At 69.2% G+C, this 25503-nt stretch carries 25 protein-coding genes and 1 tRNA gene; 10 read left to right on the plus strand and 16 right to left on the minus strand.

The window, feature by feature from the left end; translation table 11 throughout:
* Positions 1-87 precede the first annotated feature (87 nt).
* Positions 88-1014 (plus strand): hypothetical protein, encoded by a 927-nt coding sequence (locus BSB02_RS25845; RefSeq protein WP_084962779.1) that lies wholly within the window; start codon positions 88-90, stop codon positions 1012-1014.
* Positions 1015-1038: 24 nt separating this feature from the next.
* Positions 1039-1818, plus strand: coding sequence for a MauE/DoxX family redox-associated membrane protein (locus BSB02_RS25850; RefSeq protein WP_240506657.1), 780 nt, complete (start codon positions 1039-1041; stop codon positions 1816-1818).
* 92 nt (positions 1819-1910) lie between these two features.
* Here the strand turns inward: BSB02_RS25850 and BSB02_RS25855 are convergent, their stop codons facing one another.
* Positions 1911-3092 (minus strand): ATP-binding protein, encoded by a 1182-nt coding sequence (locus tag BSB02_RS25855; RefSeq protein WP_084962781.1) that lies wholly within the window; start codon positions 3090-3092, stop codon positions 1911-1913.
* Between the two features lie 238 nt (positions 3093-3330).
* On the opposite strand from BSB02_RS25855, the gene BSB02_RS25860 reads away from it, so the two are divergent.
* Together BSB02_RS25860 and BSB02_RS25865 are read left to right on the plus strand one after the other, a co-directional pair.
* Positions 3331-4497: a TolB family protein gene (locus tag BSB02_RS25860; RefSeq protein ID WP_084962783.1), complete on the plus strand. Its 1167-nt coding sequence runs from the start codon at positions 3331-3333 to the stop codon at positions 4495-4497.
* 11 nt (positions 4498-4508) lie between these two features.
* Positions 4509-4967, plus strand: coding sequence for a MaoC family dehydratase (locus BSB02_RS25865; RefSeq protein WP_084962785.1), 459 nt, complete (start codon positions 4509-4511; stop codon positions 4965-4967).
* On the opposite strand, the gene BSB02_RS25870 is transcribed toward BSB02_RS25865, so the two are convergent.
* The 6 genes from BSB02_RS25870 to BSB02_RS43130 all read right to left on the minus strand — a co-directional run bounded on the left by BSB02_RS25870 (position 4957) and on the right by BSB02_RS43130 (position 10277).
* Positions 4957-5235 carry a hypothetical protein gene (locus tag BSB02_RS25870; RefSeq protein ID WP_084962787.1) on the minus strand — a complete coding sequence of 93 codons (279 nt, stop codon included), beginning with the start codon at positions 5233-5235 and terminating at the stop codon, positions 4957-4959. The two genes, BSB02_RS25865 and BSB02_RS25870, sit on opposite strands and share 11 nt — an antisense overlap.
* 25 nt (positions 5236-5260) lie before the next feature.
* On the minus strand, positions 5261-6787 hold the full coding sequence (locus BSB02_RS25875; RefSeq protein WP_084962789.1) for a radical SAM protein: 1527 nt from the start codon (positions 6785-6787) through the stop codon (positions 5261-5263).
* Complete coding sequence (locus tag BSB02_RS25880; protein WP_084962791.1) at positions 6784-7512, minus strand: prolipoprotein diacylglyceryl transferase; 729 nt, start codon at positions 7510-7512, stop codon at positions 6784-6786. Before BSB02_RS25880 ends, BSB02_RS25875 begins: the two co-directional genes overlap by 4 nt.
* 4 nt (positions 7513-7516) lie before the next feature.
* A complete protein-coding gene (locus BSB02_RS39905; protein ID WP_206184884.1) occupies positions 7517-7849 on the minus strand; it encodes a hypothetical protein in 333 nt (110 codons plus the stop codon).
* Positions 7850-8318: 469 nt separating this feature from the next.
* Positions 8319-8963 carry a response regulator gene (locus BSB02_RS25890; RefSeq protein ID WP_084962794.1) on the minus strand — a complete coding sequence of 215 codons (645 nt, stop codon included), beginning with the start codon at positions 8961-8963 and terminating at the stop codon, positions 8319-8321.
* Positions 8964-9131: 168 nt separating this feature from the next.
* Positions 9132-10277: a sensor histidine kinase gene (locus BSB02_RS43130; RefSeq protein WP_084962796.1), complete on the minus strand. Its 1146-nt coding sequence runs from the start codon at positions 10275-10277 to the stop codon at positions 9132-9134.
* 131 nt (positions 10278-10408) lie between these two features.
* Between BSB02_RS43130 and BSB02_RS25900 the strand changes: the two genes are divergently transcribed.
* The 3 genes from BSB02_RS25900 to BSB02_RS40720 all read left to right on the plus strand — a co-directional run bounded on the left by BSB02_RS25900 (position 10409) and on the right by BSB02_RS40720 (position 12079).
* Positions 10409-10951 (plus strand): hypothetical protein, encoded by a 543-nt coding sequence (locus BSB02_RS25900; RefSeq protein WP_084962798.1) that lies wholly within the window; start codon positions 10409-10411, stop codon positions 10949-10951.
* Between the two features lie 56 nt (positions 10952-11007).
* Positions 11008-11080: transfer RNA gene (locus BSB02_RS25905), tRNA-Arg, on the plus strand.
* 249 nt (positions 11081-11329) lie between these two features.
* Positions 11330-12079: a DUF6461 domain-containing protein gene (locus BSB02_RS40720; protein ID WP_158088725.1), complete on the plus strand. Its 750-nt coding sequence runs from the start codon at positions 11330-11332 to the stop codon at positions 12077-12079.
* Between the two features lie 1145 nt (positions 12080-13224).
* On the opposite strand, the gene BSB02_RS39915 is transcribed toward BSB02_RS40720, so the two are convergent.
* Positions 13225-13998 carry a hypothetical protein gene (locus tag BSB02_RS39915; RefSeq protein WP_143591142.1) on the minus strand — a complete coding sequence of 258 codons (774 nt, stop codon included), beginning with the start codon at positions 13996-13998 and terminating at the stop codon, positions 13225-13227.
* Positions 13999-14126: 128 nt separating this feature from the next.
* On the opposite strand from BSB02_RS39915, the gene BSB02_RS25920 reads away from it, so the two are divergent.
* Entirely contained in the window at positions 14127-14510 is a 384-nt protein-coding gene (locus tag BSB02_RS25920) for a hypothetical protein (protein WP_084962805.1), read from the plus strand.
* A gap of 266 nt (positions 14511-14776) precedes the next feature.
* Here the strand turns inward: BSB02_RS25920 and BSB02_RS25925 are convergent, their stop codons facing one another.
* The 8 genes from BSB02_RS25925 to BSB02_RS25960 form a co-directional block, all read right to left on the minus strand.
* Positions 14777-15322, minus strand: a complete 546-nt coding sequence (locus tag BSB02_RS25925; protein WP_084962807.1) for a Pycsar system effector family protein — start codon at positions 15320-15322, stop codon at positions 14777-14779.
* A gap of 168 nt (positions 15323-15490) precedes the next feature.
* Complete coding sequence (locus BSB02_RS25930) at positions 15491-16369, minus strand: bile acid:sodium symporter family protein (protein ID WP_084962809.1); 879 nt, start codon at positions 16367-16369, stop codon at positions 15491-15493.
* Between the two features lie 41 nt (positions 16370-16410).
* Positions 16411-17745 carry a Dyp-type peroxidase gene (locus BSB02_RS25935; RefSeq protein WP_084962984.1) on the minus strand — a complete coding sequence of 445 codons (1335 nt, stop codon included), beginning with the start codon at positions 17743-17745 and terminating at the stop codon, positions 16411-16413.
* A 22-nt stretch (positions 17746-17767) separates the two neighbouring features.
* On the minus strand, positions 17768-18787 hold the full coding sequence (locus BSB02_RS25940; protein ID WP_206184885.1) for a hypothetical protein: 1020 nt from the start codon (positions 18785-18787) through the stop codon (positions 17768-17770).
* A 27-nt stretch (positions 18788-18814) separates the two neighbouring features.
* Complete coding sequence (locus BSB02_RS25945) at positions 18815-19348, minus strand: hypothetical protein (RefSeq protein ID WP_084962811.1); 534 nt, start codon at positions 19346-19348, stop codon at positions 18815-18817.
* A gap of 118 nt (positions 19349-19466) precedes the next feature.
* Positions 19467-20888: a dihydrolipoyl dehydrogenase family protein gene (locus tag BSB02_RS25950; RefSeq protein WP_158088726.1), complete on the minus strand. Its 1422-nt coding sequence runs from the start codon at positions 20886-20888 to the stop codon at positions 19467-19469.
* Between the two features lie 380 nt (positions 20889-21268).
* The gene (locus BSB02_RS25955; RefSeq protein WP_084962814.1) at positions 21269-22042 is read right to left on the minus strand and encodes a hypothetical protein; all 774 of its coding nucleotides are present in this window, start codon (positions 22040-22042) and stop codon (positions 21269-21271) included.
* Between the two features lie 15 nt (positions 22043-22057).
* A complete protein-coding gene (locus BSB02_RS25960) occupies positions 22058-22366 on the minus strand; it encodes a hypothetical protein (protein WP_084962816.1) in 309 nt (102 codons plus the stop codon).
* A gap of 207 nt (positions 22367-22573) precedes the next feature.
* Between BSB02_RS25960 and BSB02_RS25965 the strand changes: the two genes are divergently transcribed.
* Together BSB02_RS25965 and BSB02_RS25970 are read left to right on the plus strand one after the other, a co-directional pair.
* On the plus strand, positions 22574-24439 hold the full coding sequence (locus BSB02_RS25965) for an adenylyl cyclase (RefSeq protein ID WP_240506658.1): 1866 nt from the start codon (positions 22574-22576) through the stop codon (positions 24437-24439).
* 81 nt (positions 24440-24520) lie between these two features.
* A complete protein-coding gene (locus BSB02_RS25970) occupies positions 24521-25474 on the plus strand; it encodes a hypothetical protein (RefSeq protein ID WP_084962820.1) in 954 nt (317 codons plus the stop codon).
* Positions 25475-25503 lie beyond the last annotated feature (29 nt).

A 25503-nucleotide genomic window follows, 5' to 3' on the forward strand; every position in this document is an offset into this window, starting at 1 on the left:
GCACCGGTTCTACCCGGGGATGCGGATTTTGCTCCACTTCGGCCTGTACGGCATGAGCCACCTGCGCGGTCATGTGAGGCTAGAGGCATGCGAAGAGTGCTCGCAGCCGCGGTGTTCGGCCGTCCGCCGAGCGTGCCGGGGCCCGATCCCGCCTCGGGCGATCCGCTGCGCGCCGTCATCGGGGAGATCCTCGACGTCAGCCCGCACGTGATCACCGTCGGCACGGAGGAGGGCGCCGAGGAACGCCTCGTCATCGCGCCCTGGGCCAAGGCGTGGCGCGGGACCGAGCTGCCGCCCGCCGACGTGCCGGTCGGTTCCCGGGTCACGATGCGGACGCGGCGCGAAGGCCGGGTCGTGGAGCACCTGTGGGCGGACATCACCCGCGCCACCGGCGTGATCAGGAGCGTCGAGGGCCGCAAGGACCTCACCGTCGAGCTCGACTGCGGCCCGCACCGCGGGCGCAGGACCGTGATGATCCCGTACCGCGCCACCGGACGGCTGCGCGTCCGCCACCCCTACCTCGAACCCGGCTTCCTCTTCGACGCGATCGGCGTGCGCGAGGACGGCGTCACCAAGGCGCTGCTGCCGGCCACCTCGCAGCCTCCCTACCCCGCCCGGTCCGTGCCCCCGCCCCCGCCCGCCTACGGAGGCGTCCAGTCACGCATCTCCGGCACGGTGGTCTGGTCCGACGTCTTCGACTCCGGCGAACGCGGCGCCGCCTACCCGATGGTGGAGCGCTCCGACGCCGGATGCCCCGACGCCGAGGTCTCGTGCGTCGGCCTGCCGTACCTCGCGATCGGGTCGCTGCTGGCCGTTCACAATGTGTGTGGCAACCGTTCGGGCAACGTCCCCATCGTGGCGTGCGGGTGCGTGGCCGGCCGCTTCTGCGACCGGTGCGTGGAATGCGACACCGGCGCGCGCGGCCGGATAGCGGAGTTGTCGCCCGCGGCCTTCGTGGAGCTGGGCGGGGAGCTGGCCAAAGGGTGTTTCAACGCCCGAGTCGGATTGGGGTGACGAAGAACGGTGTGGTGGGACATCGTGCTCGCAGCGCAGCTGCCGATCCTGATCGTGCTGCTGGTCATGGGCGCCGGAGCCAAGCTGGCCACCGTACGGACCGACGCGACACCTGGCGCGCTGACCAGGCTCGGCCCCGCCGTCCTGGTTCCGGGCCGCTGGCGCGCCCCCGCCCTGATGGCCTGCGCGGTGGGCGAGCTGGTGCTGGCCTGCGGACTGCTGCTCACCACGTTCCCGATCTTCCGGTACGGCACCGCCCTGTTCTTCGCGCTGTCCACCTACGTGCTGCTCGAACTGAGGCGCCGCCGCCCCGACGCCGGATGCGGCTGCTTCGGCGAGGTCAGCTCCACACCCGTGGGGCTGCGGTCGATCGGCAGGACGGTCGTGCTCACCGGCATGGCGGTGATGGCGATCTTCGCGCCGGTGCCGGGCTGGGTGCCCTTCATCGAGCCGTCGTGGCCGCTCGCCGCCGGGCTGGCGGTGCTGGCCGTCCTGTCGCCCGAGCTGGAGGAGGCCGCCCATCGCCTGCGGTACCGCGCCCCGTGCGAGCAGCGGCCCTCGTCGGAGGCCGTCGCCCTGGCCAAGCTGAAGGCCAGCGGGCCGTGGCGCGACCACGTCGGCACGCTGGTGTCGCAGGAACCGCGCGACAGCTGGCGCGAGCTGTGCTGGCGGTTCTTCGCCTTCGAGAACCGCGACCACCAGCACGTCGTCTTCGCCGTCTACCTCAGCGGCCTGCGCCCCGCCGTACGGGTCGCCGTGGTCAGCATGGAGTCCATGCCGGAATCTACGCCCGTATCGGTCTGACGCTAGACAGCCCTAGATTTCCCTCGACGGGCATGACGATTTGACTCTCTAGCCGAATCTAGCTTCCCCTCTAGATTCGGCTAGAGAGAGCTCTAGAGGGGTTGAGCACGCAGGAACCTCCCGAAGTGGGGAACCGTGAACGCGATCAACCCGCGCTCGGCGCTGTAGATGAGACCCTTCTTGATGAGGCTGTCACGGGCCGGCGACAGGCTGGACGGCTTGCGGCCCAGCGCCTCCGCCACCTCGGCGGTGGCCACCGGGTCGTCGCCCAGCGTCGCCATGGCGTGCATGTAGTCTCGCTCGGCCGGGGTGGCCCGCTCGTAGCGGCTGCCGAAGAAGCCCACCGCCAGCTCCTCCTCGGCCTCCGGCGCCGAGACCTTGACGTCTTCCGCGGTGATCGGGCTGCGCGGCGCCATGTCCCAGGCCACCTTGCCGTAGGCCTGCACGAAGTAGGGGTAGCCGTCGGCCGCCTCGTAGAGCGCGTCGAGCGCGTCGGGCGTGAACTCCACCCCCTCCTCGCGGGCGGGCAGGATCAGCGCCAGGTCGGCCGCCTCCCGGTCGAGCTTGTCGATGCGGGCGTAGCGGAACAGCCGCTCGGAATAGCTCTTGCTGGCCGACAGCACGCTGGGCAGGTGGGGGAGCCCGGCGCCCACGACGATCAGGGGACCGCCTGTCTGGGACAGCTCGTGGCACGCCGCGCACAGCGCCGAGATGTCGGACGGCTGGACGTCCTGCATCTCGTCGATGAACAGCGCGATGCCCACGCCGAGGTCGGTGGCCACGCTCGCCGCGTCGACGAACAGCTCGGTCAGGTCGATCTCCAGGTCGCCGGAGTCGGCCCGGCCGCGGCTGGCCGGGACGTCGATGCCGGGCGACCAGTGTGAGGTGCCCTTGGCCGCGCTCGGGTCGCGCATCGCGAACGCCTTGAGCACGCCGAGGAACTCCTCGATGCGCTCGGGCGCGCGGTGCCGGGGCGCCAGCTCCCTGACGGCCATGTGGAGGGCCGCGGCGACCGGCCGTCGGATGGACTGGTCGGGCCTGGCCTCGATCTTGCCGGTGCCCCACAGCCGCTGCATGGCCATGGACTTGAAGGTGTTGAGCAGCACGGTCTTGCCGACGCCGCGCAGGCCGGTGACGACCATGCTGCGCTCCGGACGGCCGCGGGCCACCCTTTCCAGCACGACCTCGAACTGCTGAAGCTCTCGATCCCGCCCGGCCAGCTCCGGCGGGCGCTGCCCGGCACCGGGGGCGTAGGGATTGCGCACAGGGTCCACGCTCTCGGACTTTATTGCCGGATATAGCGGGCGTCTTATATTTGGGAAGAAAGCCCTACGGCGTGTCCGCGGGCAGGGCGGTGCGAGCAGCGCCACCGGACACACCCCCTCCGAGCTCGCCGAACCTCTGTTCGAGTGACTATCGAGAACTCTAGCGCGTGATCGAACACCTGCGCGAGAGATTCGCATAAAGATCTTGTGGTGGGGTGGGGAGGCCGTGTATATCGGGGATTCTCCGATGGACGGCGCGGCGGCGTCGTGGCGACGCCGTACCCGCGGGCTGGTGACCGCGGCCGCGGCCGTGGCCGTCCTCGCCTGCGGTACGGCTGCCGCGTGCTCCCGATCGGCGCCCACGGAGGCGGCGGTGGCGGGTTCCGGCGGGCAGGCGGCGACCGGTCCCGGCACGCCCGGTGAGAAGGCGGCGCCAGGCTCCGGCGGCACGCCCGTCGAGAAGGCGACGAACGACCCCGGCGCGAGGCCCATCGAGGAGATCTATCCGAAGGCCGTTCTCACGCTGCCCGCACGCGGCGTCAACGGCCCGATCCGCCCTCTGCTGGCCGTCGACGCCAGGCGGATCCTGGTGCTGACCGCGAAGACCGTCGAGCTCTACGACAGCACGCGGCGGACGTTCCAGCCGATCGCCCCTCTCCCCGGCGACGCCCTGGCCTTCGCCGCCGACGGCGGGCGCGTCGTCTGGGCCGAGGGCGACGGCGGCCGGGCGGAGCTGTGGACGGCGAGCCTGTCCGGCGGCGATCCGCGCAAGGTCGGGCGGCTGCCGTTCGGCGAGGAGGAGGTGGCCGATCTCGACGTCGCCGGCGGGGACGCCGTCGTCGCGGTCCGCGCCCGGGGGATCTGGCGCGTGCCGCTGTCCGGCGGGACGCCCCGGCGGCTGCCGGGCACGGACCGGCTCCAGCTGCTCACCTGGCCGTGGGCCGCGGACGTCCCTCTCCAGGAGGACGCCAACCAGACAAGGCTCGTCAACCTCGCAGAGGGCTACACGATCCCGGTCACCGCGGCCCCGGGAGTACGGCGGCTGCGCTGCGGGCTGGGCTGGTGCCGCGGAACCGCAGGCGGCCGGCAGGTCGGCCAGCGCACCGACGGGACCGTCCGCAGAACGGTCGAGACCGATCAGCCCGATCAGACCGGCCAGCCCGCCCAGACCGGCCAGCCCGCCCAGACCGGCCAGCCCGCCCAGACCGGCCAGACCGGCCAGGCCCCGCGCCCGCCCCTGCACGACCGGTTCCTCGAAGCAGCCGGAGGGCTGCACGATCTGGAGACCGGCCAGCTGCTGCGCTTCCGCGACAGCCTGGTGGTCACCTCCGGCGGCACGGTCCGCATCGGCACACTCCCGGCCGGGGACACGCTCCGGGTGGTGAACTTGGCGGCCGTTCCCCCGCTCGAATAGCGTGTGCCACCATGCGGACCTTTGCCAACGTCCAGGAACTCAAGGCGGCCGTGGGCGAGACGTTCGGCCCGACCGAGTGGCGCGAGATCACTCAGCAGAGGGTCGACACCTTCGCCGACGCCACCGACGACCACCAGTGGATCCACGTCGATGTGGACAGGGCCAAGGAAGGGCCGTTCGGCACCACGATCGCGCACGGCTTCCTCACCCTGTCGCTGCTGCCGTCGTTCCTGCCGGAGCTGCTGACCGTCGAGAACGTCGCGATGATGGTCAACTTCGGGCTCAACAAGGTCCGCTTCCCCAAGCCGGTGCCGGTCGGCTCGCGCCTGCGCGCCACCGGCGAGCTCGTGGACGTCAAGAACAGCCCGGCCGGGCACCTGGCGACCCTGAAGGTGTCCATCGAGCTGGAGGGCGAGCGCCGCCCGGTGTGCACGGCGGAGTCGCTGCTGCTGTTCGTGTCTAGCGAATGATCGAGTAAGCGGCGGCCAGGGCGATGAGCCCCAGGTAGGCGAGCACGAGCCGGGTGTCCCTGAGCAGGCACTTGCTGCGGGTCAGCCCGGCCCGCCGGGCCTTCCAGTAGCCGGCGAAGCCGAGGACGGCGAAGCCCGCCGCCGCCCAGGGCCCGAGCAGCCAGCCCAGCAGCGCGACCGTGGCGTAGACGCACAGCCTCAGGGGGTCGTACGGCTGGGCCGTCCCGGCGTTCGCCGGATTCGCGGGTGCTTCCGAGCTGCGGTTCATGTCATGCCGTTCCTCTTGCCACGGCTCATGCCGTTCCCTTCGCCACAGCCGACAGGCGTTGCCTCGACAGCTCCGGCCACGCCTGCGCCGCGCAGAACGGCGCGCACTGGTCCTGCTCGGCCCGCGTGCCCACGTGCACGCAGCACTGCGTCAGCCGTTCCTCGATCATGGTGTGCAGATCCATGAACGGCTTGACCGTGATCCGCACCACCCGCTCGCCCAGCATCCTGCGCAGCTTCGCCCGCCTGCCGGGCAGCGCCGACGACGCCAGCGCCAGCAGGGTCGACACCCCGAGGTCGCAGTTCTCGCAGATGGTGCGCCACAGGTCCCCGATCTTCGGGTGCGACAGCGACGACTGCTCCGACAGCAGCCCCAGCAGCGACTCCTGGACCGCCAGCCGCAGCTGCCCGGGCAGCTCGGTGTCGGCGATCCGGTTGGACACCAGCCCCAGGTTCGCCTTCAGCCGGTCGTGCCCGATCAGCGCGGTCAGCGACCGCCACCGGCCGGCGTCGTCCCGGATCATGTAGCCGACCGAGCAGCAGTGAGGGTGCGAGCACGGCAACGCGGTCAGGTCGCGCCACGTCACCAGCCCGTCGGTCTGCGGGCCGAGGCGCCCGAGCACGCCGGTGTGCGTCAGGCGCTCCAGGGGGTCGATCCGGCCGCTGCGCCCCGACCCGAACTGCGGCTGGATCGACACGCCGCCCACGAACGGCGTGTCCAGCGCCAGCCGTACGACCTGGCCGATCTCCCCGTCGTTCGCGCCCAGCGCCGCGGTCATCACCAGCGTGGTGAAGATCTGGTTCGCCGAGAGGTTCCGTACGGCTTGCGCCTTGATCCGCGTCAGGTCGCCGCCCCGGTGGTGGCGTGAGGCCTCCGCCGACACCCCGTCGTACTGCAGGTAGACCTCGACGCGCTCGCGATGCTCGGTCAGGAGGTCGAGCAGGGCGGGGTTCTGGGCGATGAGCAGGCCGTTGGTGTTGATCAGGATGCGCGTGATCGGCCGGGCGACGAGCTCGGCCAGCAGCTTGGGCAGGTCGGGGTGGAGCGTGGGCTCGCCGCCGCTGAGCATCAGGACGTCGAGCTTGCCGTTCTCCCTGGCCAGGCGCTGGTCGACGTTGGCCAGGACGTCGTGGAGCGGGACCAGGCCGGTCAGGTCGGGGGAGCTGTCGGCGAAACAGGTGGGGCAGCGCAGGTTGCAGGTCTCGGCGATGTCCTCCAGGAGGATGCAGGTGTGCTGGGTCTGCATCTCCGGCAGGCCGTGGAGGTAGGCGCTGGGGATGGGCAGGAAATTTCCGGAAACGTCGGGGATGTGCTGTTTGGTGGGAGCGGTCCATTCCTCGAGGTACGCGAGGATCTCGGGGTCCTCGTCGTAGAGCGTGGTGATACGCCCGTGCGTGGGGCAGCCGCGCTCCAGCCACACCCGGCCGTCGCGCTCGGCCAGGTAGCCGCTCAGCCGCTGGACCTGCTTGACGTCCGTGTGGGGACATTCGGGGCAGAATGCGTTGACGTAGCGGAGGATGCGGTCTCCCCGCAAACCCATCCCGGTGCTCATGTGCGGACCTTTCGCCTTGCCAGCAGGGGATCGTAGAAGCCGCGGCGGTAGCCGTACCACAGCCTGATCGAGATCAGCAGCATGCCCGGGACCAGGAACCACTGCGGCCTCGTCAGGTCGAGCCAGACGGTCTCGTTCGCGCGGGTGAACTCCACGAGGAAGCGGAAGTAGGCGTATCCGGCGACGTACAGCGTGAACAGCTCGCCCGGCTGGGTGAGGCGGTCGCGCGCCCACATGATCAGGGCGAAGGCCGCGAGATGGAAGACGATCTCGTAGACGAAGCTGGGGTGCATGGGCTGGCCGGTCAGGCACGCCGGGCATTCGGGGGTCGTGGGCGGCGCGTGCACGCCCCACGGCAGGGTCGTGGGACGTCCCGGCGCCTCGGTGAGGTGGCAGCCGATCCGGCCCACCGCCATGCCGAGGGCGACCGCGGGGGCGAACAGGTCGCCCGTCTTGCCCTGGTATCTGATGGCCTTCTTGGCGACGAGCACGCCGACGTAGGCGCCGGTGAGCCCGCCCAGGATGCTGCGCGAGCCGTACAGCCACAGCTCGCCGAGGTCGAGCGTCTCGGCGAACCCGGCCAGGCGCATGCCGACGGCGCCGCCGACCAGCGCTCCGGCCACGGTGACCAGGGACTGCTCGTTGAGCGCCCCGCGCCGCCGCGCCTCGCGCACGAACACGACCGAGGCGACTGCGACTCCCAGGGCGACGAAGAGCTCGTGCATGGGGTCAGGAGTACAGGTTGGGGTTCAGGCCGGTGCAGAACCCGGCCGTCACGATCGACATGAACGCCCATCCGATCATCAGGCCGAGTCCCAGGCCTTTCGCCCAGGGCCTGCGCAGGAACAGCAGGACGAGGCCGCCGCCGATGCCGATGAGGGCCAGCAGGACGGCGCCCGCGACCACCGGGGCGGACGACGACGCCTCCCCGCCCATCGTGAACGCGGCCAGCCCGACGATGAAGTTGAGCATCAGGAACAAGGCGAACCCGGCGAACGCCGTGCCGACGACGACTCCCGTGTTGCTGTGGCCCTCGGGCTGGGGCGGGAGTTGGTACGGCATGCCGTGCGGCCCGTTGGGGTAGCCGCCCGGCGGAGGCGGACCCTGGTGGTGGCCGCCTTGCGGCATCGCCCACGGGCTCGGCGGCTGTGCGCCTTGCGGAGGGCCGTGGTGGGGCCCTCCCTGCTGCGGGGGTCCTTGACGGGGGCCGCCTTGCTGTGCGGGCCCTTGGTACGGCCCACTCTGTTGGGCCCCTTGGTACGGGCCGCCTTGCTGTGATGGGGAGCCTTGGTAGGGTCCTTCCTGCTGTGAGGACTCTTGGTGGGATCCGCCTTGCTGGGGTCCCTGGTACGGCCCGCCTTGGTGCTGGGGCCCCTGGTACGGCGAAGCCGGCGGTTGGCCTCCTGCCCGGCCTCCGGAAGCAGGGTCCTCCGGCCCGTCCTCGGACCGCCGCGACTCTCCCGGAGGATCGCGCCGATCGTCCGGTTCCTGCGGTGGCGTACTCATCAATCCCCCCTTTTCCGGGATCAGACTATGGTCCGGTATCCGCCTCGGCATAGTAGATCGCGGCCTGAACCCGGCTCTTCAGACCGAGCTTGTTGAGCACCCGGCTCACATGCGTCTTCGTCGTCGCCTCCGCCATGTCCAGCTCCTTCGCGATCTCCGCGTTCGACAGCCCGCGCGCGATGCACGACAGCACCTCCCGCTCTCGCGGGGTCAGCGCCTTCACCGCCTCCGGCGCCGGCCGCGTCGGCTGCTGGGCGAACGCGGCGATCAGCTTCCTCGTGACCGCCGGCGAGATGAGCCCCTCCCCTCGCGCCACCAGGCGCACCGCCTCCACCAGCGACGCCGCGTCGGTGTTCTTCAGCAGGAACCCGGCCGCCCCCGCCCGGAGCGCCCCGAACACGTACTCGTCCACGTCGAAAGTCGTCAGGATCAGCACATCGCTCACGCCGGACAGCTCGCGAGTCGCCGAGATCCCGTCGAGCCGGGGCATCCGCACATCCATCAGCACCACGTCGGGCGTCAGCTCGCGGGCCATGGCGACCGCCTCCTCCCCGTCGGAGGCCTCGCCGACCACCTCGATGTCCTCGGCGCCGCCGAGGATGAGCACGATCCCGGCACGCACGGCCGCATGGTCGTCGGCGACCAGCACGCGAATGGGCGATTCACTCATGGATCCTCCCGAGACCTGCGCTTCATCGTGCCGCCTTCCCCGCACCCGTGGACCGCTTCCCTGCGCCCGTAGACCGCCCACACCCGTGCGCCCGTCGTGCTCATGCCTTTGCGCCCGCCGTACCCACAGCCGTACGCCTGCCGTACCCACACCCGACCTCCGCCCCTTTCACCCGCCGGACGCCGCCGACCCCGTGGGCAGTGTCGCGCGCACCCGCCACCCGCCGTCGTACGGCCCGGCATCGAACTCGCCCCCGACCAGCGACACCCGCTCCCGCATCCCGATCAGCCCGGCCCCCGCCCCCGGCAGGCCCGCCTTTCGCCCGTTGACCGGGTTGTCGATCGTCAACGTCACCTGTCCCGGCTCGTAGCCCACCCTGACGCTCACGCGGTGATCGCCATGTTTGAGCGCATTCGTCAGCGCCTCCTGGATGATGCGATATCCCGCCAGATCCACCGAAGCGGGGATCTCACGCGGCGTGCCCTCGACGAGGATCTCGGCCTCCATCCCGGCCTTCCTCGACCGCTCCACCAGCGCCTCCGCCTCCGCCAGCCGCGGCCGCGTGATCTCCTCCGGCTCGTCTCCCTCCTGGCGCAGCAGCCCGATCATGGCGCGCATCTCCTCCATGCCGCGGACGCTGTTCTCCCTGATGGACTCCATGATCTTCTGGACGGTCCCCTGATCCAGGTCCTTGCGTGACAGCGCGGCCGTGGACTGGATCGCGATCGCGCTGAAGTGATTGGCGATCATGTCGTGCAGCTCGCGAGCCATCCGGGTCCGCTCGGCGCTGACGGCCGCCTGGCGGTCCAGCTCCGCCAGGTGCGCGACCTGCTCGGCCCGGATCCGCTCCGCCTCGGCCTGGTCCCGCTGCTGCCGCAGCACGATCGCCGTGGTCACCGGCGTGACGAGCAGCAGACCGGCCTGGACGGCGGCGAGGGCGAGAGTGCCCCAATCGCGGGCGATGACGCCGGCGACCGCCCCGGCCAACACCGCGATCGTCGACGTGGTCACGAGCATCCAGCGCGCCAGCCTGACCGGGCCGTACAGCACCGCCGCGTAAAGGTTGTCCGTGAAGACCAGCGCCGTCGCCAGCGACGGCCCGAGGAAGGCGGCGTCGGCCCCGAGCGCCACGACGCCCAGCGCCAGCGCCGCCACCGGCTTGCGGCGGCGCACCACCACGCCCGCGCACGTCACCGCCAGCGGACCCGCGAGCGCCCAGCTCGGCACCCCGGCGCGATGGACGAATCCGCCACCGGCGATGAGGACGAGGCCCACGACGAAGACGCCGACGGCGATCAGCATCTCCCGTCTCATGGCCTCATCACACCATCTCGCCGGGCCCCGCCGTTCCCACGAAGGTGTCGCCTGTGGATACACAGAAGGTTGTACACAGGCTCCTTTCCAATGACGAGGAAAGTCCCCTTTGACGGCCGAACACTGGAACCATGGTTTTCGCGGTCATCGTCGCCTGTGAGATCGGCTTCTGGATCCTCCTCGCCCTTGGCCTCGCCGGCCGGTACCTCTGGCACTGGGGCAGGCTCAGCACCGCCCTCCTCGTCAGCACGGCGCTCCTCGACCTCGTCCTGCTGACGGCCGCCGTCCTCGACATGCGATCCGGCGCCCCCTTCGACCTCCGCCACGGCCTGGCGGCCGCCTACCTGGCGTACTCCATCGTGTTCGGCCACCGTACGATCAAGTGGGCCGACGCCAGGTTCCGCCACCGCTTCGCCGGCGGCCCCGCCCCCGCACGACCCCCCAAGGGCGGCATGGCCCGCGCCCGCTACGAATGGGCGTTCTGGCTGCGCATCGTCCTCGCCTACGCGATCGCGTGTGGCGTCCTTTTCGGCATGGAGTGGCTGGTGTCGGACGTCGCGGACACACGTGGGATCAGGGAGTTCATGTACGGCCTGGCCAGGGTCCCGGCGATCGCTCTGATCTGGCCCGTCAGCTACACGATCTGGCCACGCAAGGTCGAGTCTGAGGTTTGATGCGATATCTGGTTCGAGGCATCGCCTGAGACCCGCTATGCTTGCTTACGCAGCGAGCGGCCGTAGCTCAATGGATAGAGCATCTGACTACGGATCAGAAGGTTAGGGGTTCGAGTCCTCTCGGCCGCGCACAGCGAGAAGGCCCGCCACCAGGAGAAACCCGGGGCGGGCCTTTTGCGTTTGTCGGAACAAGCTCTGGATCTTGCCAACACTGGTGGCTTCAGCCCTGCTTGTGGTGGCTTCCTCCACGATGGAGCCGGTCGGCCGTTCTCTGCGTGCACATGGTCGCGAGGACCTCGCATGGCGTCGATCAAGGAACTGTCGGGGATGTCTGCTTGGGTCGTCCCGGAACGGGCGCTACACGGGCAGGGAGCGGGAATGCGGCAGTCGGAGCGTTTGTGGCACCTCGTCCGGTCCTACGGCATGGGTGAGTGGTTCATGGCCGCATGGGTGGAGGGCCTGGAGGTGTGGGAGGCCGCCCGGCGTCTGGGGGTGTCGGTCGCGGACGTGGACGACTCGGTCGAGTGCACCTGGGCCGATCTCCTGCGCGGGCGGCCTTCCGATGACGATGCGGCGGGGATCGTCTGGGCCGGCCGGTTGACGGGAGACTGGACGCAGATCATACAGGTGCGGGGGTTCGACTGCGAGCGGGCGTTGCGGGAGCTGTCGTACGGCGGGCGGGCGCTGCTGGTGTGCTGGGATCTGAACGGGCCGCGTGATCTCGAATACGCGGTCAACGGCGAGTGCGTCACGGGGCTCGGCGTCACCGTCCCCGGGAAGCGCTGGGGACGTGATCCTCGGGCGCTCGACTCCTACGCGGAGGGGTTGTGCTTCGACTTGGGCGACTCCAGCTGGGAGAGCGATCCCGAACTGCCGCCGGGGTGGCTGGAGTACCGGGCATGGGAGGAGGCCCGGATGGAGCGCGGCGAGGACTACGGGGAAGAGGACATCCCCGACGAATGGCAGGACTTCATCGGACTCGCGGTCAACGGGTACAGCCCGCCTCTGGCGACCTGCCTCACGTCGGCTCTGGCGCTTGTCGGCAGGATGACAGGCAGGGAGATCGACAGGGAGTGGATGGACGGGATCCACACCCGCTACGCGATCCGCGATCGACATGGCGGCTGACAAGTGCCCGCCTCAGCGCAAAGCCCTGGACGGTCATGTCGTCTCAGGGGCTTGTCAGCGTCTATGGCTGATGTGACGGCTGTCGACGGTACGACACGTCACGGCTATTCGACCGCTATGCGCCTATGGCTTGGGCGAAGATGTCGGCGGCCGAGGCTTCCGCCGTTCGGATCACGTGGGCGTAGGCCCGGAGAGTGATCGAAGGATCGGCGTGGCCGGGTCGGGCCGCGGCAACGTGGACGGGGGACGCCCGCGATGAGCAAGGTGGTCGCGTGGATGTGCCGCGCTCACGCAGCAGCCGGCACATGGTGGTCTGCGAGCACAGGTAGACGCCCTCGTCCGGCAAGGCGGCCCACACCTGGCCCGGGATCTGCCGAGGACCGCGCACGCTCGGGCTGTGCCAAGCGTTCCCTCCAGCGTGGGGAAGTGTTCGTCGATGACCTGGTTCACTCCGCGTCGGAGCCCGCGCTGCTCGAGATGTCCTGCGGCAACGCGAACGCTTTTCCCGCGCCGCAGGCCGAGCAAGAGCACCAGGACGTACGTAGCGTAGAGCGGGTCGTCGACCTCCCGCCCCCACCTGACCCGGTTCTCCTGGACCCCGATCGTTCGGCACCTGATCGTTCAAGGCCGCAACTCACCGATGACCCGGCCCTGGCTGCATACTGGACGACTCGGCGACGAGTCAAACCCCGCTGGACAGCCGCACCGTACGCCTGTCGGACAGGCAACAGGGGCGTTGACCGCTCTGCGGGGAGCACCTGCTCGGTGCCGACCGGCCGCCGGATACGCCCAGCCAGTGGCGCCGGTGGTGGCCGGCGGTCGTCCGCAAGGCGATCACCGGCGGCTACCTCACCTACGACAGCCACTCCGACGTGCCGAACGACATCATCCGCTTGATCAGATCGGATCCAGCGCCGCCCGAACTCGCTTGCGCTCGCCCATTCGCTCGGAGGAAAAGGAACGGCGCACGCCGAGCGAGCCGCCATTGATCTCGAATCACTCCCCCGGATCTTTCGATCACATAGTATGCGGATGCAACATTTGTTGAATCGAATAAAATTCGAATATGCGGCCTCGGTTCCGATGATTGTCGAGAATCTGTCGGGTGTATGACGTCGACCCGCAAAGGCGGAAAGGAACGGTCATCATTGCGCCTCTTGCGGCTTATCGTCGCAGCTCAGGGATGGTAGGAGGTCGAATTCCCGTCGATCGGCTGTGATGTATAGATCGAGATCCTCGCGAGCCCGGGCTGGGAGGTATCGGGTCCGGCACGCCGGCAGTCGGCGAGAAGGCCGATAGGTCTGGTTTTCTTGGGCGTTTCTTTGTGAATACATTTCATGGGCCTCGGGTATCGAGACCGATGCATCCCCCTCACGAACCCGACTCGAAAGGAAAATCCCATGACCGCTACCGCAGAGGCCCAGCGTACCGAGACGACCGAGGCTGAAGGACGATCCCTGGAAGCCTTGCTGCTCGCTGCGCTTGCGGCTCGCCGCGAACAAGGCGAGGAGGGCGGCATCGAGCACCCGCTCCTGCTGGCCGCGCTGATGCGGCGTCGCGGGGAAGGTGAGGAGGAGGGTGGCATCGAGCACCCGCTTCTGCTGGCTGCGCTGATGCGGCGTCGCGGGGAAGGTGAGGAGGAGGGCGGCATCGAGCACCCGCTTCTGCTGGCTGCGCTGATGCGGCGTCGCGGGGACGGTGAGGAGGAGGGCGGCATCGACCATCCGCTTCTGCTGGCTGCGCTGATGCGGCGTCGCGGGGAAGGTGAGGAGGAGGGCGGCATCGACCATCCGCTTCTGCTGGCTGCGCTGATGCGGCGTCGCAGGGGAGGCGAGGAGGGTGGGATCAGCCATCCGCTTCTGCTGGCTGCGCTGATGCGGCGTCGCGGGGAAGGTGAGGAGGAGGGCGGCATCGAGCACCCGCTCCTGCTGGCCGCCCTCGCAAACCGGTAGAGGTGGGACTCCCGATCGCAGGCAGAAAAGGAGTCCCTCAGCTCGCGCGAACGGGCAGCCAGGGACCGATCACATCGACCGCAGAGGAGCAACTCATGGCGTCAGGGGAAGCCGCCGAACCGAGCGAGCATGACCCGGTGGAGTCGCTGATCGACGACGTCATTCGCGACATCCTCAACGAGGCCAGCCAGTCCACCAAGGCTCTTTCCCGCGGTGGAGACTCCATGGCCACCCTGATCGAAACCGCCATCACATCGGCGCCGCGCGCGATGCTGAAGGCATCGACGGTCGAAAGGCTCCTGGTGGCACAGGTCCTGGCCGACGCTCTGGCCGATGCTCTGGCGCCCGCACTGGCAGAGGCGCTCGCTCCCGAGATCATGAAGGTTCTGGAGCAGTACACCGCCAATGCCAAGGCCGGTGACTCGAAGGCTGCGAAGACAACCACCACAGCCAGGGGAAGCAGCAGAAAGAAGACGTGAGACATCGGAGGCGACGTTCACGGCTGGGTCATGGGCACCGGACACCTGGTGCCCATGACCACGTCTTCTTCGGGCGTTGCCGACAGTCCAGCGTGCTCGGATGTGAGTCCGACCACTGAGCTCGCAGATCGGAGGGGCGGGGAGCTCCACGGTGGGGAGGGGCCTTTCGCGCCGGTACGTGCACCCGGTCGGTTCGGCAAACCGGCGTTCATGGCGATTGCCGCCGCGATCGTCCTCTCGCCTGGGGCCCCTGAGGCCTGGCGGTTTCAGATGAGACGCTCCAGGAAGACCGTGATGGTCATGATCGTGATGCCGGTCACGATCAGATCGACGGCCCATCGCAGATTGCGGTTCTTGGTGCGGGCGACCCGGACGAGTTGCAGAGCGTCGGTGGCCATGAGCAGCTCGTAGTTCGCCGTCTCGGCGTTCAGCCGCTCGATCAACGCTTGGGGTGTGGAGGCTTCGGCGTAGGAGAAGATTCTCGGTCCGCGTTTGGCTGAGACCGGCCGGATGGTGACCAAGATCAGCATGACCGCCGCGGACAGCATGATCAGCGCCACGATGACGCCGAAACGACCTATACCGGGGAAACGGGCTGGGCCGGTCAGGATGAGGGTGACGACCACTCCGTACGCGACGCCCGCCCAGGACAGCAGGAGTCCTGCTCTTTGCTGACTGTCGCTTATCAGCTCGGCACGGGCCACAGTGGCGGCGGCGGCGAGCCGGTCCCTGACGACGGGCGATATGTCGAGGCGGTGCGCACTGCCGTCGTCCCTGGAGCGGGCACCGGATGCGGCTGGGTCTTGGTTCATGGTGGACGAGCCTTTCCGCGAGGGCGTGGACCGCCGGCGTGACCGGCTGGCGCACGGGCGATCGGGACGTCCAGCGTGTGTTCGGTCACTTTCGATGGTAAAGACGGAGCGGAAGGAGCCGTAGGGCCGATGCCCCAGATGGCTCCCCCCGGGATGCGCCTTTACCTGCTATGTACCTTCATGCAGGAGTGCCGCCCGGCGACGGCTCAGCATCGCCGCGATGGGGACGGCTGCGGCCAGGCCGCTCAGCAGCACGGCGGCGAGAGCTCCGAGGATGGCCGGCTCGTTGCCGAAGCCGAGACCGACGGCGGCGAGCGCAGGTCCCGCGTTGCGCACCGCCGTGACCGCGCCCATAGTGGTGCGGCGTGCCGGTGGTCCGGTGGCAAGGGCTGTGCCCAGCGCGAAGGCGAGGGCGGAGAAGACGAAGCCGGCAAGCAGGCTGAGCGAGCCGATCAGCGCGACGACGTCCCGCCAGTTGCCCACGAGCATGCCCGCCAGCACGATGAGGAATGTCACGTTCGATGTTCCGGCGGCCGCCGGATGCCATGACAGTGCTGTGGCCGGCGCATAGTGGCGGACGATCAGTCCGACGGCGAACGGCACGAGCTGGAGGACCACCACGGTCAGCATCAGTGTCGGGACGTCGAGTGCGACTCCGCCGTCCACGTTGGCCACCTGGAGGAGGAGGTTGACGGTCGGCCCGAAGGTGATGCTGCCAATGGCGGCCAGCAGGACCTGCATCGCCGCGCCCGCGACCACGTCGCCGTTCTGCACCATGCCGAGTTTCGCGCCGAACGGTCCGCCTGGTGAGGACGCGATCAGGAGCAGCGCGATGTACGCCGCCGCGGGCAGACCGAACAGGGCGGCGACACCCCAGCCCAGGAGCGGGATGGCGACCAGATTGGCCACAAGCACCAGCACGAGCAGCAGGACGTTCGCGAAGACGGCGCGCAGGGCCTGCAGTGTCGCCCCGAGACCGGCGGCGAACATGGTGGCCGCGATGAAGACGACCGTGACGGCATTGAACAGCAGCTGCAGCGTGTTCATGAGTATTCCCCGGTCGTCGTGGCAGAACGGCGTCGCCGTGCTCAGTCCGAGAGGTCACCGAGCCAGCGCAGTGCGGTCAGTCCGGGCATGAAGCAGTATTCGCCGCCGCGCGTGACGACGAATTGCGGCAACGAGAGCAGGCGTCGCCGTACGGGACGCCGAGGGATGGTGAAGTCGCCGGAGCCGTCGTGGGAGCCGGCGACGGGATCTCTCGCGTCGCCCGCGCCGAAGAAGACGCCGTCGTTCACCCACTCGGACTGGACGAACTCGAACTGCCGCCCGAGATGAGCTCCGACGAAAGCGAACATCAGCCCCCGATCGGCCCCGTCGTCTTCCAGGACGCCCTCGGGCAGCGGCGGGCCGTACGCGGTGCCGCGTCTGATCATGCGGTGCAGCCTCGGCACTCCGGCCACGGCCGCGTCACGAGGATTGCCGCGGCGGATGTGGCAGCCGCCGGGAGTCGTGAAACCGGCGGGATCATCCTGCTGGAACAGGAAGGCGTTGTTGCGCATGCGGTCGGCGCCGAGGCCGGGATCGTCGTGCTGCGGGCTGAGCGCCAGCGGAGCGCCGCTGCGCCAGCGGCCCATGAGCTTCGCGGCCAGCAGTTCCTCATCTTCGGAGCCGGTGGCGTTGTCCTTCAGGTAGCGCCGGAACAGGGCGACGCGCTGGTGGAGTTTGCGGAAGACCACATAGGTGCCGTTGCGTCCGAGGACGTCAGGTTGCGGGGTCTGGATACCGCCGAGCTCGTCGCGGTATCCGAGCACGAACTCGCCCGCCTTGAGCGGCGTCTCCAACGGGTTCGAGCCGGCTATGCCGCTGCCCTCGACGGCGGGATGGCTGATGCCGTCGCGGTAGCCGAAGGGTTCTGTCTCGGTGGGCAGCGCGTGGCAGTCCTGCCGCCAGATCGCCGTCACTCCGGGCAGGGCATGGTAGGCAGGGCGGGCGCGGTCGACGGCGGCCTCCAGTCGCGCGCTGTCGGGTGCGAGCGCCACCAGCACCACGTGGACGTCGGGCGTGCCGAGCGGCGACTCCCAGTTCTCGGGGCTGCTCTCGCCCACGTCGCCCAGCACTGTGGCCCGGGCGGCCATGCCCTGCCGGAACTCCCAGGCGAAGGTGTCCAGCCACTCCTGAGGGACACCGAGCGCCTTGAGACCGTGGTAGGTGAGCGCAACGCTGACCCAGGTCTCGCCCAGCGGGCTGATCATGTCGGCGGCCGAGGTCACCACGGCGCTCGCGCGCCGCATCAGCTCCCGCCCGTGGCTGCGGTCGTCGATGCGGAACAGGATGTACGTCGCCGCGTACGGCGTCGGCCGGGGACTGAGAACCCCGCGCTGGATGTCGTCGAGATCGAGCTTGACGTGGGTGTCCTCGTTCACCGGCACCCGCCTCCTCGTAGCGCTACTTCGCCGAGACGATGTTGTTCCAGAAGGTGCGCAGGCTCTCGTCGACGCCGAACAGTGAGCTGAAGATCGTGGTGTCGGCGAAGATCACGTCACCGGCCCGGTCACCGGCGGGTGGCATCCACAGGAACATGTTGAACTCGGTGTTCCCGGCCTCGGTGAACGGGTGCGGCGGCCTGGACATGTCGATCGGCTGCCTGCCCAGCACGTGGATGACGTTCGGGTCGTCGGTGGTCACGGCGTAGTGCGGCAGGTGCATGTGGAAGTTGAAGCCGGACACCCCTTCCAGCCACCCCTTGGTGTCCAGGTCCCTGGCGATGGACAGCGGGGCGCTCTTGTTTTCGTCCGTCACCGCGGGACGGAGCCCGTAGCGGTTCTCGACGGGTATCCCCAGCCCCGCCATCAGCGATCGGGTGTACCTGCCGAAGCGTTGCCGGCGAGGCACCAGCGCGTCACCGTGATGGTGGTATTCCATGTCGCGCACCGCCATGTCGTCCGATGCCCCGACATCGTGATGCGGTCCCAGGGCCAGGCAGCTGCCCTCGCGGGTGAGGAAGTCGCGCACCGCCTCGATCTCGCCGGGTGTGGCGTCCTGCCCGGTGATCATGTGGTCCAGGCCCCACACGAACAGGGTGTCGGTGTCGGCCAGTACCCGCTCGTCCAGCGGGGTGTGGAATCCGGCCTGATCGACGCGCTGGTACACGGGTACGGGGTGGCCGGTGGCCTCCTCGACGAACTGCTGGAAGGGCAGCCAGCCCCAGAAGAACAGCTCCAGCCCGCCCGCGATGCCCTGCTGGAATCGCAGCGGGTCCGACCATTTCGGGTCCTCGTAGGCAGGCCACGTCACGCGGCGCACCTCGGTCATCGTGGAGAACCGGTTGTCCAGCTCGGTCACGTCCCTGCCCGCCTCGGCGGGATAGCTCCACGCGACGTAGATGCTCAACCGCCGCCGATCGGGGGTGTACTGGCGCGGCACGTGGTTCTGGTTGTAGGTGCGCGCCGTAGTGAACTCGCTCATCTCGTCTCCAGGTGGCGCTGGCGGATGTCACTGCATCTGGTCGAGCATCTCCGACAGGGCGCTCTTCACCCGCAGCGCTTTCTTGATCTCATCCGCGGTGAAGTACGGATACTCGCCGTACTCGATGAAGCTCGGGCAATGGTGCTCGCGAACGAATCTGATGAACGCCTCGGGGTTGGTCCTCCAGTCCTCGGGGAAGCCCTCGAGGTTCTCGAAGACCGTACTCACCCCCGCCTTGGTGAACAGCGCGATGGCGTCCTCGGTGTACTTGTCGAAGTCGGTGTCGAAGATCCCCTGGTACATGAAGCGGGTGTCGTCGTCGAAGAGCACCCAGCGCAGGTAGTGCAGCTTCAGAGGGGCGAGCAGGTTCGGGTCGTCCTCCAGCGCCTTGGCGAGCGTGTGACCGTAGCCCCGGATGGCGTCGGCCCGGCCGGGCTTGACGTTCGCGATGACGGTGAACCCGTAACACGCAGGAGTCCGCGGGTAGACGGGACCGTACTTCCCCTGTTCGAGGTGGTCGGTCTCCTTAGGGATGACGACCGCCTGTGGCCTTATCTCCATGCCGGTCCCCCTCTATCGTCCTGCTTTTGGGGGGAGACAGAAGTGGCCTGACTGTGGCAATTGTCCCATAAGGCACTGTCGGGTGACAGCTGTCGAACGCCGGCACCCGTGACCGCGCTTACGGAGCCTCGGCGGGCGGCTCGTACTGAGAACCGCCCGCGTCCAGGCCCAGCCGGCGGGCAGCGATATAGGCAGCGCGACCCACGATGGCGGCATAGGTGGGAAAGGAGAGCGGAATCCGGGCGAGATCCTGGACCGGCAGGTGCGCCGTCATCGCGACGGCGGCCACCTGGCTGGTCTCCACGGCGCGCTCGCCCACGACATGGCAGCCGAGGATCTGGTGGGTGGTCCGGTCGACGATGAGCTTGCAGAATCCGGTGGTTCGGCCGTCGATGACGGGCCGTGCGGCGGCATCGAGGCGGACGGTTGCCACGATCACGTCGTGCTTCCGGCGGGCGTTCGTCTCGGTCAGCCCCACTTGGGCGTACTCGGGGTCAGTGAAGCTGCCGATGGGACTGATCTGGTCCCACAGAGGGAGACTCGGACCCCGTACGGCATTCGTCGCCGCTACGAACCCGGACTGTGCTGCCTGCGGAACCAGCATGAGCCGGCCGGTGACGTCGCCCGCGGCGAAGATGTGTGGGACGGAGGTCCGCTGGTAGGCGTCAACCGCCACGAAGCCGCGTTCGTCGGTCTCGACACCCGCCGCCGGGAGATCGAGCCTCGCGGTGTCCGCGGTCCAGCCCACGGCGACGATGACCAGCGCCGCTTCGACGCTGTCGGGTACGCCGTCCTGAAAGAAGTGCATGCGCACGCCATTGGGCGTCCTGTCGAAGGACCCGATGGCGTCGAGGTTCTCACGCACCACCATGCCGCGTTCGCGGAAGGCCTCGGCCACGACCGCGGAGACGTCCTCGTCTTCCGACGGAAGGATACGAGGCCCGGTCTGGAACAGCTGAACGCGCGAACCGAAGGCCGTGAAGATGGAAGCCACCTGCACACCGGTCGCGCCGGCGCCGATCACCAGCATGGACGGAGGGACCTCCCGCAGCGCCCAGGCATCGCTGTGAGTATGGGTCAGCTCAGCGCCGGGAACGGTGAGTCTCCGGCTGACGCCGCCCGTGCAGAGTATGATCTTGTCGCCGTGGAGCCGCAGCCCGCGGCTGGTCTCGACCGTGTGCGGATCGACAAAGTGAGCCGTGCCGGCATGCTCGTGGACCTTTACCCCCAGACCGTCGATCTGACTGCGCAGAGCCGAATGCGTCCGAATGTCGCGGACGACCTCATCCACCCGCTCGAGGAGCCGCGAGTAGTCCAGACGGAACCCATCCACGGCGATGCCGTACCGGTCGAGCTGGCGGGCCTCCCGCAACAACCGAGCCGCGTGTGCCAGGGTGCGGACCGGCACAGGGCCGTCGTTGGCCGCTATGCCACCGAAGTCTTCGCGGGCCACCAGAGCGGTACGAGCGCCCAGGTCCGCGGCGCGATGGGCAGCGAAGGCGCCGGCCGGTCCGGCGCCGATGACAAGGACATCGGTCATGTCCGGTCCTGTGGATGAGGTGGAACGAAGGTAGTGAGCGGCTCCCGACCCGGCGGGACGGGCGGGCCGATGCGGCCTAAGGCGGTCAACCGTTCTCTCTGTCCACTGTAAGCGGTCCGGCTGTAAGCGGTCCGGCACAACCTGCAACGACTCGCCCAGTAGACCGGGGCCATGCATGCGCGCTCTGCCACCTGAGCGGGCTGCCCGCGGTCCGCCTCCAGACCATCCATGAATGTACGGCCCTGCCTCAGCGACTCTCGGCAGGGCCGATGAGGCTTCCCCTTCCCGATCACCTGACACTCCAATGTGATCGGCGGCAATGGCAGGAAGCCAGGAGGCGCCAGCCGCATAAGTGGCCCCTCACCGCTGGGTGGCGAACCTCAGGACGGAGAATCCTTCCAGTCGTCCGGTCCCGCCGTCTCGTCGGCGGAGGGGGCCGCTATGTCGGTCTTGGCGCCCCAGCCGGTAAGGCGGGCGTCGACGACTTTGGAGATCAAGCGCTTGCCGAGCTGTTCGGTCCACGAGGTCCGAACCCTGCGTACCAACTGGTCCTCTCCGAGCCAGAGCTGCCACGAGAGCTCTGTCCTCGCATACCTCCCGGTGGGCGGCTTCCCGCCGTGTTGATCGCGGAACGCGGGAGACACCTTGTAGAGCTCGCCGAAGGTGAGCGTCCCCTGGTGGATGGTGGTGCGAGTGTTGTCGTAGGCGCCTCCGGGATGCTTGGTCCTGGTCGTGGCCAACACCGCCTTCAGCGCGGCTGGATCGGCGAGATCGATCCCACCGGAGTGCAGGAAGGGGCGGATCTCCTGATCCTCGGCGAGGAGGACCCAGGTCTTCCCTTCGGGAACGGGGCAGAGCCAGCCCTGGCAGTACGTCCGGCCCTTGAACGTGAGGAACCGTGGCGCGGGTTGGGGGACGTCGGGACCGGCGATGTCTCTGACGTCGGTGGCCGTTACGGTGCCCTTGCCGAACTCGGCGCGGGTCTTCTTCCGGTAGCTCGTCGTCTCCCCGGCTTCCCTCGACGTGGTGGTCTCTGACATGGTCACGCCACGGTTCTCGACCAGTTGACGCCTGAGCGCGTCGGCCGGGCCGGTGGGGACCGCTTGAGCATGAGCGGCTGTGCCGAGACCGGTGACCACGACCGACACGCTCATCGCGACGTTCACCCCTTACGGGAGCAACGCCCGACGTCTTGTGAAGGAGTGCTGTACGGCAGCGCCGTACAGCGACACCGCCTCGCGGGATCCCATGGCATCGACCCGTATCACCACTTCACAGGGCAGGAGAGCACCCGTGATGGCCGTTTCCGCCGCGTCATACTTGCCGCCCTTCACGAGATGCCCGCCGGCGGCCTTCGTGATGGCGGTGCTCGCATGGTCGGGTATCCCGGCGACGACGTGAAGCGGCGTGCCCAGTACGAGGGAGGCGGTCGAGCCCGCCAGGTCCGATCGGCTTGCAACCCAAAGCAGTCCGTGCACTTGTGATCCGGCCGGTCCGCGCGGTAGAAACGTCCAACCCCTTTTCTCAGGACTTGATATAAGCCTCGGACAAAGAGAGAGCGCTCTCGCAGCCCGCCGACCCCGCTGCCCCGACGAAAGACCCCTGTCCGCTGTCCACGGAGCGCTGCACACGCAGCGGAAAGGACGAACCGTATGACGACCCAGCCTCCCGGAAACGGGAGCCTCGTGAGGTTCCGCCTCGCCCGCGCATTAACGATCGGTCTCGTGCTGGCGACCGCCGTCATGACGACAGGAACAGCCGCCGCATCACCGACCCCCGGCGCCCCCGATCTCGGGCCGAACGTCACCGTCTTCGACCCGAGCATGCCGGTCAGCCACATCCAGGCGACCCTCGACGCGGCACACGCCGCTCAGGTCGACAACGAGATGGGCACCACGCGCCACGCCTACCTCTTCAAACCCGGCACGTACGGCACCGCGGAACACCCGCTCCAGATCAAGGTCGGCTACTACACCGAGATCGCCGGCCTGGGCGCCTCGCCCACCGACGTCGTCATCAACGGCAAGGTCGAGGTCTACAACCGCTGCCTGGCCGACGGCGGGACCGGCAACTGCCTCGCGCTCGTCAACTTCTGGCGCACCCTGTCCAACCTGTCGATCGACGTCAACGCGGCCGGCCAGGACGGCTGCAGGGCGTCGGCGAACTTCTGGGCCGTCTCCCAGGCGGTCTCCCTGCGCCGTCTCGACATCAGCGGCGGCACCCTGTCGCTGATGGACTACTGCACCGCCGGCCCGCAGTACGCCAGCGGAGGCTTCATCGCCGACTCCAGGCTGCCGTCCGTCACGAACGGATCGCAGCAGCAGTGGCTGACCCGCAACAGCGAGATCGCCGGCTGGTCGAACGGCGTGTGGAACCAGGTCTTCTCGGGCGTGGCCGGCGCACCGGGCGAGGCCGGGTTCCCGAACCCGCCCTACACGACCCTCGACGCCACCCCCGTCAGCCGGGAGAAGCCCTTCCTGTACGTCGACGCGCGAGGCAGGTACCAGGTCCGCGTGCCCGCCGCCCGGAGGGACACGCGCGGCATCTCGTGGGCCGGCGGCATGACCCCGGGCCGTACGCTGCCCATCACCGACTTCTTCATCGCCAAGCCGTCGGATTCGGTGCAGGTCATCAACAACCAGCTCGCGCGCGGCAAGCACCTGCTGCTCACGCCCGGCGTGTACGGCATCGCGCGGAGCATCGAGGTCAAGCGCCCGAACACGGTCGTCCTCGGGCTCGGGCACGCCACGCTCACCGCCGTCGACGGCTCGACCCCGCTCGTCGTCGCCGACGTCCCCGGCGTGATCGTCGCGGGCGTGACCGTCGACGCGGGCCTGGAGAAGTCGCCGGTCCTGCTGAGGGTCGGCAAGAGGGTCGGCAAGAGCCACGGGAACCGCCCGAGCTCGCCGGACAACCCGACGACCCTGTCCGACGTGTACTTCCGGGTCGGCGGGCCGCACGTCGGCAAGACCGACATCGCGCTCGAGGTCAACAGCGACAACGTGCTCATCGACCACGCCTGGGTGTGGCGCGCCGACCACGGCGTCGAGGGCTTCACCGACACCGAGCGCTGGAACACCAACATCGGCCGCAACGGCGCGGTCGTCAACGGCGACCACGTGACCGCGACCGGCCTGTTCGTCGAGCACTTCCAGCAGTACAACACCGTCTGGAACGGCGAAGCCGGCACGACGATCCTGTACCAGAACGAGCTGCCGTACGACCCGCCGACCCAGGCCGACTGGATGAACGGCGACGTCGAGGGCTGGGCCGGCTACAAGGTCGGCGACCACGTCAGGACGCACAGGCTCTACGGCGGCGGGGTGTACGTCTTCAACCAGAACAACCCGCAGATCCACACCGAGAACGGCTTCGAGGTCCCCGAGACCCCGGGCGTCAGGCTGCATCACATCATGACCGTCAACCTCAGCGCCGGAACGATCGACCACGTCGTCAACGGCGTGGGGGACGCGGCCGACACGACCAGGGTCGGCGCGCCGGTGTACGTCGTGGACTATCCGGTCCCGGTCGCGGATTCCCCGTCCCCGTAGGACCGGCTCCGGTGGCCGGACGGTTGTCCATCGGGTCGCGGACTTGACCCTGACACCGTGTCACGCGGCACGGTGTCAGGCATGTCTGTCCCCTATGTCGGCTCCGGGCCGTACTGCTACGCCAACTCCCTCGCGATGGTCCTCGGCGGCCAGGCGCCGTCCCCGGCGGTGATCGAGGTCCTGACGGGCTCCCCGTACGGCATGCAGCTGATCGGCGGGCGCCTGCCGTTGTTCGACCCCTTCGGCTGGGACCCCGAGATCGGGCTCGACGCTGCGATCGGCCTGCTCGGCTGGGAGTGCGAGCGCGTGGACGGTGGGACCGCCGCCGAGGCGCTCGACCGGCTGCGCCGGGCCTGCCAGGACGGCCCGGTGCTGGCCGGGCCGCTTGAGCTCGGCCTGCTGTCGTACCAGCCTGGATCGGGCAGGGCGGTCGGCGCCGACCACTACGTGGTGGTGCTGGAGGCGGGCGAGGACGCCGTGCTCGTGCACGACCCGCAGGGCTACCCGTACGCCACGCTGCCGGTCGACGCCTTCGCCGAGGCGTGGCGCGGGGAGCTGATCTCCTATCTGGAGCGGCCGTTCCGGATGCGGTACGGCTTCGCCCGGCGGGAGCGCGTCGGCCCGGAGGAGGCGCTGCGGCGTTCCCTGCCCGCCGGGCTGGCCTGGCTGGCCGGCCGGACGGACGTGGAGGTCTCGCCCGGCACGCTGGGGCAGGCCGAGGCCGCCGAACGCACGGCCCGGCTGGTGGAGGAAGGGCTGGATCCCGAGATCAGGGCGTTGTGGCAGGCGTTCGCGGTGCGGGTGGGCGCCCGCCGCCTCAACGACCTGGCGGTCTGCCTGGCCTCCCTCGGCCTCGACGCGGGCGCGGCCGTCGCCACGGAGCAGGCCCGCGTCGTCGGCGGCCTGCAGGGCCCGCTGGTGTCGGGCGACGACGCGGCGCTCGCGGCCGGCCTGCGCCGGCTGGCCCCGACGTACGAACGGCTGCACGCCGCCCTGACCACCGGCGAGGACCCGGTCCGGCTCCAGGACGCATAGCGGCCCAGGCGACGCGCGCGCCGTTCCCT

Origin of the sequence: Thermoactinospora rubra, from assembly GCF_002093975.1 — a bacterium.
Taxonomy (GTDB): Bacteria; Actinomycetota; Actinomycetes; order Streptosporangiales; family Streptosporangiaceae; genus Nonomuraea; species Nonomuraea rubra_A.

Bases quoted from the DNA above. Each gene is read 5' to 3' on its own strand.
- BSB02_RS25845 (WP_084962779.1), top strand. From the start codon at position 88: ATGCGAAGAGTGCTCGCAGCCGCGGTGTTCGGCCGTCCGCCGAGCGTG.
- BSB02_RS25860 (WP_084962783.1), top strand. From the start codon at position 3,331: ATGGACGGCGCGGCGGCGTCGTGGCGACGCCGTACCCGCGGGCTGGTG.
- BSB02_RS25865 (WP_084962785.1), top strand. From the start codon at position 4,509: ATGCGGACCTTTGCCAACGTCCAGGAACTCAAGGCGGCCGTGGGCGAG.
- BSB02_RS25870 (WP_084962787.1), bottom strand. From the start codon at position 5,235: ATGAACCGCAGCTCGGAAGCACCCGCGAATCCGGCGAACGCCGGGACG.
- BSB02_RS25875 (WP_084962789.1), bottom strand. From the start codon at position 6,787: ATGAGCACCGGGATGGGTTTGCGGGGAGACCGCATCCTCCGCTACGTC.
- BSB02_RS25880 (WP_084962791.1), bottom strand. From the start codon at position 7,512: ATGCACGAGCTCTTCGTCGCCCTGGGAGTCGCAGTCGCCTCGGTCGTG.
- BSB02_RS39905 (WP_206184884.1), bottom strand. From the start codon at position 7,849: ATGCCGTACCAACTCCCGCCCCAGCCCGAGGGCCACAGCAACACGGGA.
- BSB02_RS25890 (WP_084962794.1), bottom strand. From the start codon at position 8,963: ATGAGTGAATCGCCCATTCGCGTGCTGGTCGCCGACGACCATGCGGCC.
- BSB02_RS43130 (WP_084962796.1), bottom strand. From the start codon at position 10,277: ATGAGACGGGAGATGCTGATCGCCGTCGGCGTCTTCGTCGTGGGCCTC.
- BSB02_RS25900 (WP_084962798.1), top strand. From the start codon at position 10,409: ATGGTTTTCGCGGTCATCGTCGCCTGTGAGATCGGCTTCTGGATCCTC.
- BSB02_RS40720 (WP_158088725.1), top strand. From the start codon at position 11,330: ATGCGGCAGTCGGAGCGTTTGTGGCACCTCGTCCGGTCCTACGGCATG.
- BSB02_RS25920 (WP_084962805.1), top strand. From the start codon at position 14,127: ATGGCGTCAGGGGAAGCCGCCGAACCGAGCGAGCATGACCCGGTGGAG.
- BSB02_RS25925 (WP_084962807.1), bottom strand. From the start codon at position 15,322: ATGAACCAAGACCCAGCCGCATCCGGTGCCCGCTCCAGGGACGACGGC.
- BSB02_RS25930 (WP_084962809.1), bottom strand. From the start codon at position 16,369: ATGAACACGCTGCAGCTGCTGTTCAATGCCGTCACGGTCGTCTTCATC.
- BSB02_RS25940 (WP_206184885.1), bottom strand. From the start codon at position 18,787: ATGAGCGAGTTCACTACGGCGCGCACCTACAACCAGAACCACGTGCCG.
- BSB02_RS25945 (WP_084962811.1), bottom strand. From the start codon at position 19,348: ATGGAGATAAGGCCACAGGCGGTCGTCATCCCTAAGGAGACCGACCAC.
- BSB02_RS25950 (WP_158088726.1), bottom strand. From the start codon at position 20,888: ATGACCGATGTCCTTGTCATCGGCGCCGGACCGGCCGGCGCCTTCGCT.
- BSB02_RS25955 (WP_084962814.1), bottom strand. From the start codon at position 22,042: ATGAGCGTGTCGGTCGTGGTCACCGGTCTCGGCACAGCCGCTCATGCT.
- BSB02_RS25970 (WP_084962820.1), top strand. From the start codon at position 24,521: ATGTCTGTCCCCTATGTCGGCTCCGGGCCGTACTGCTACGCCAACTCC.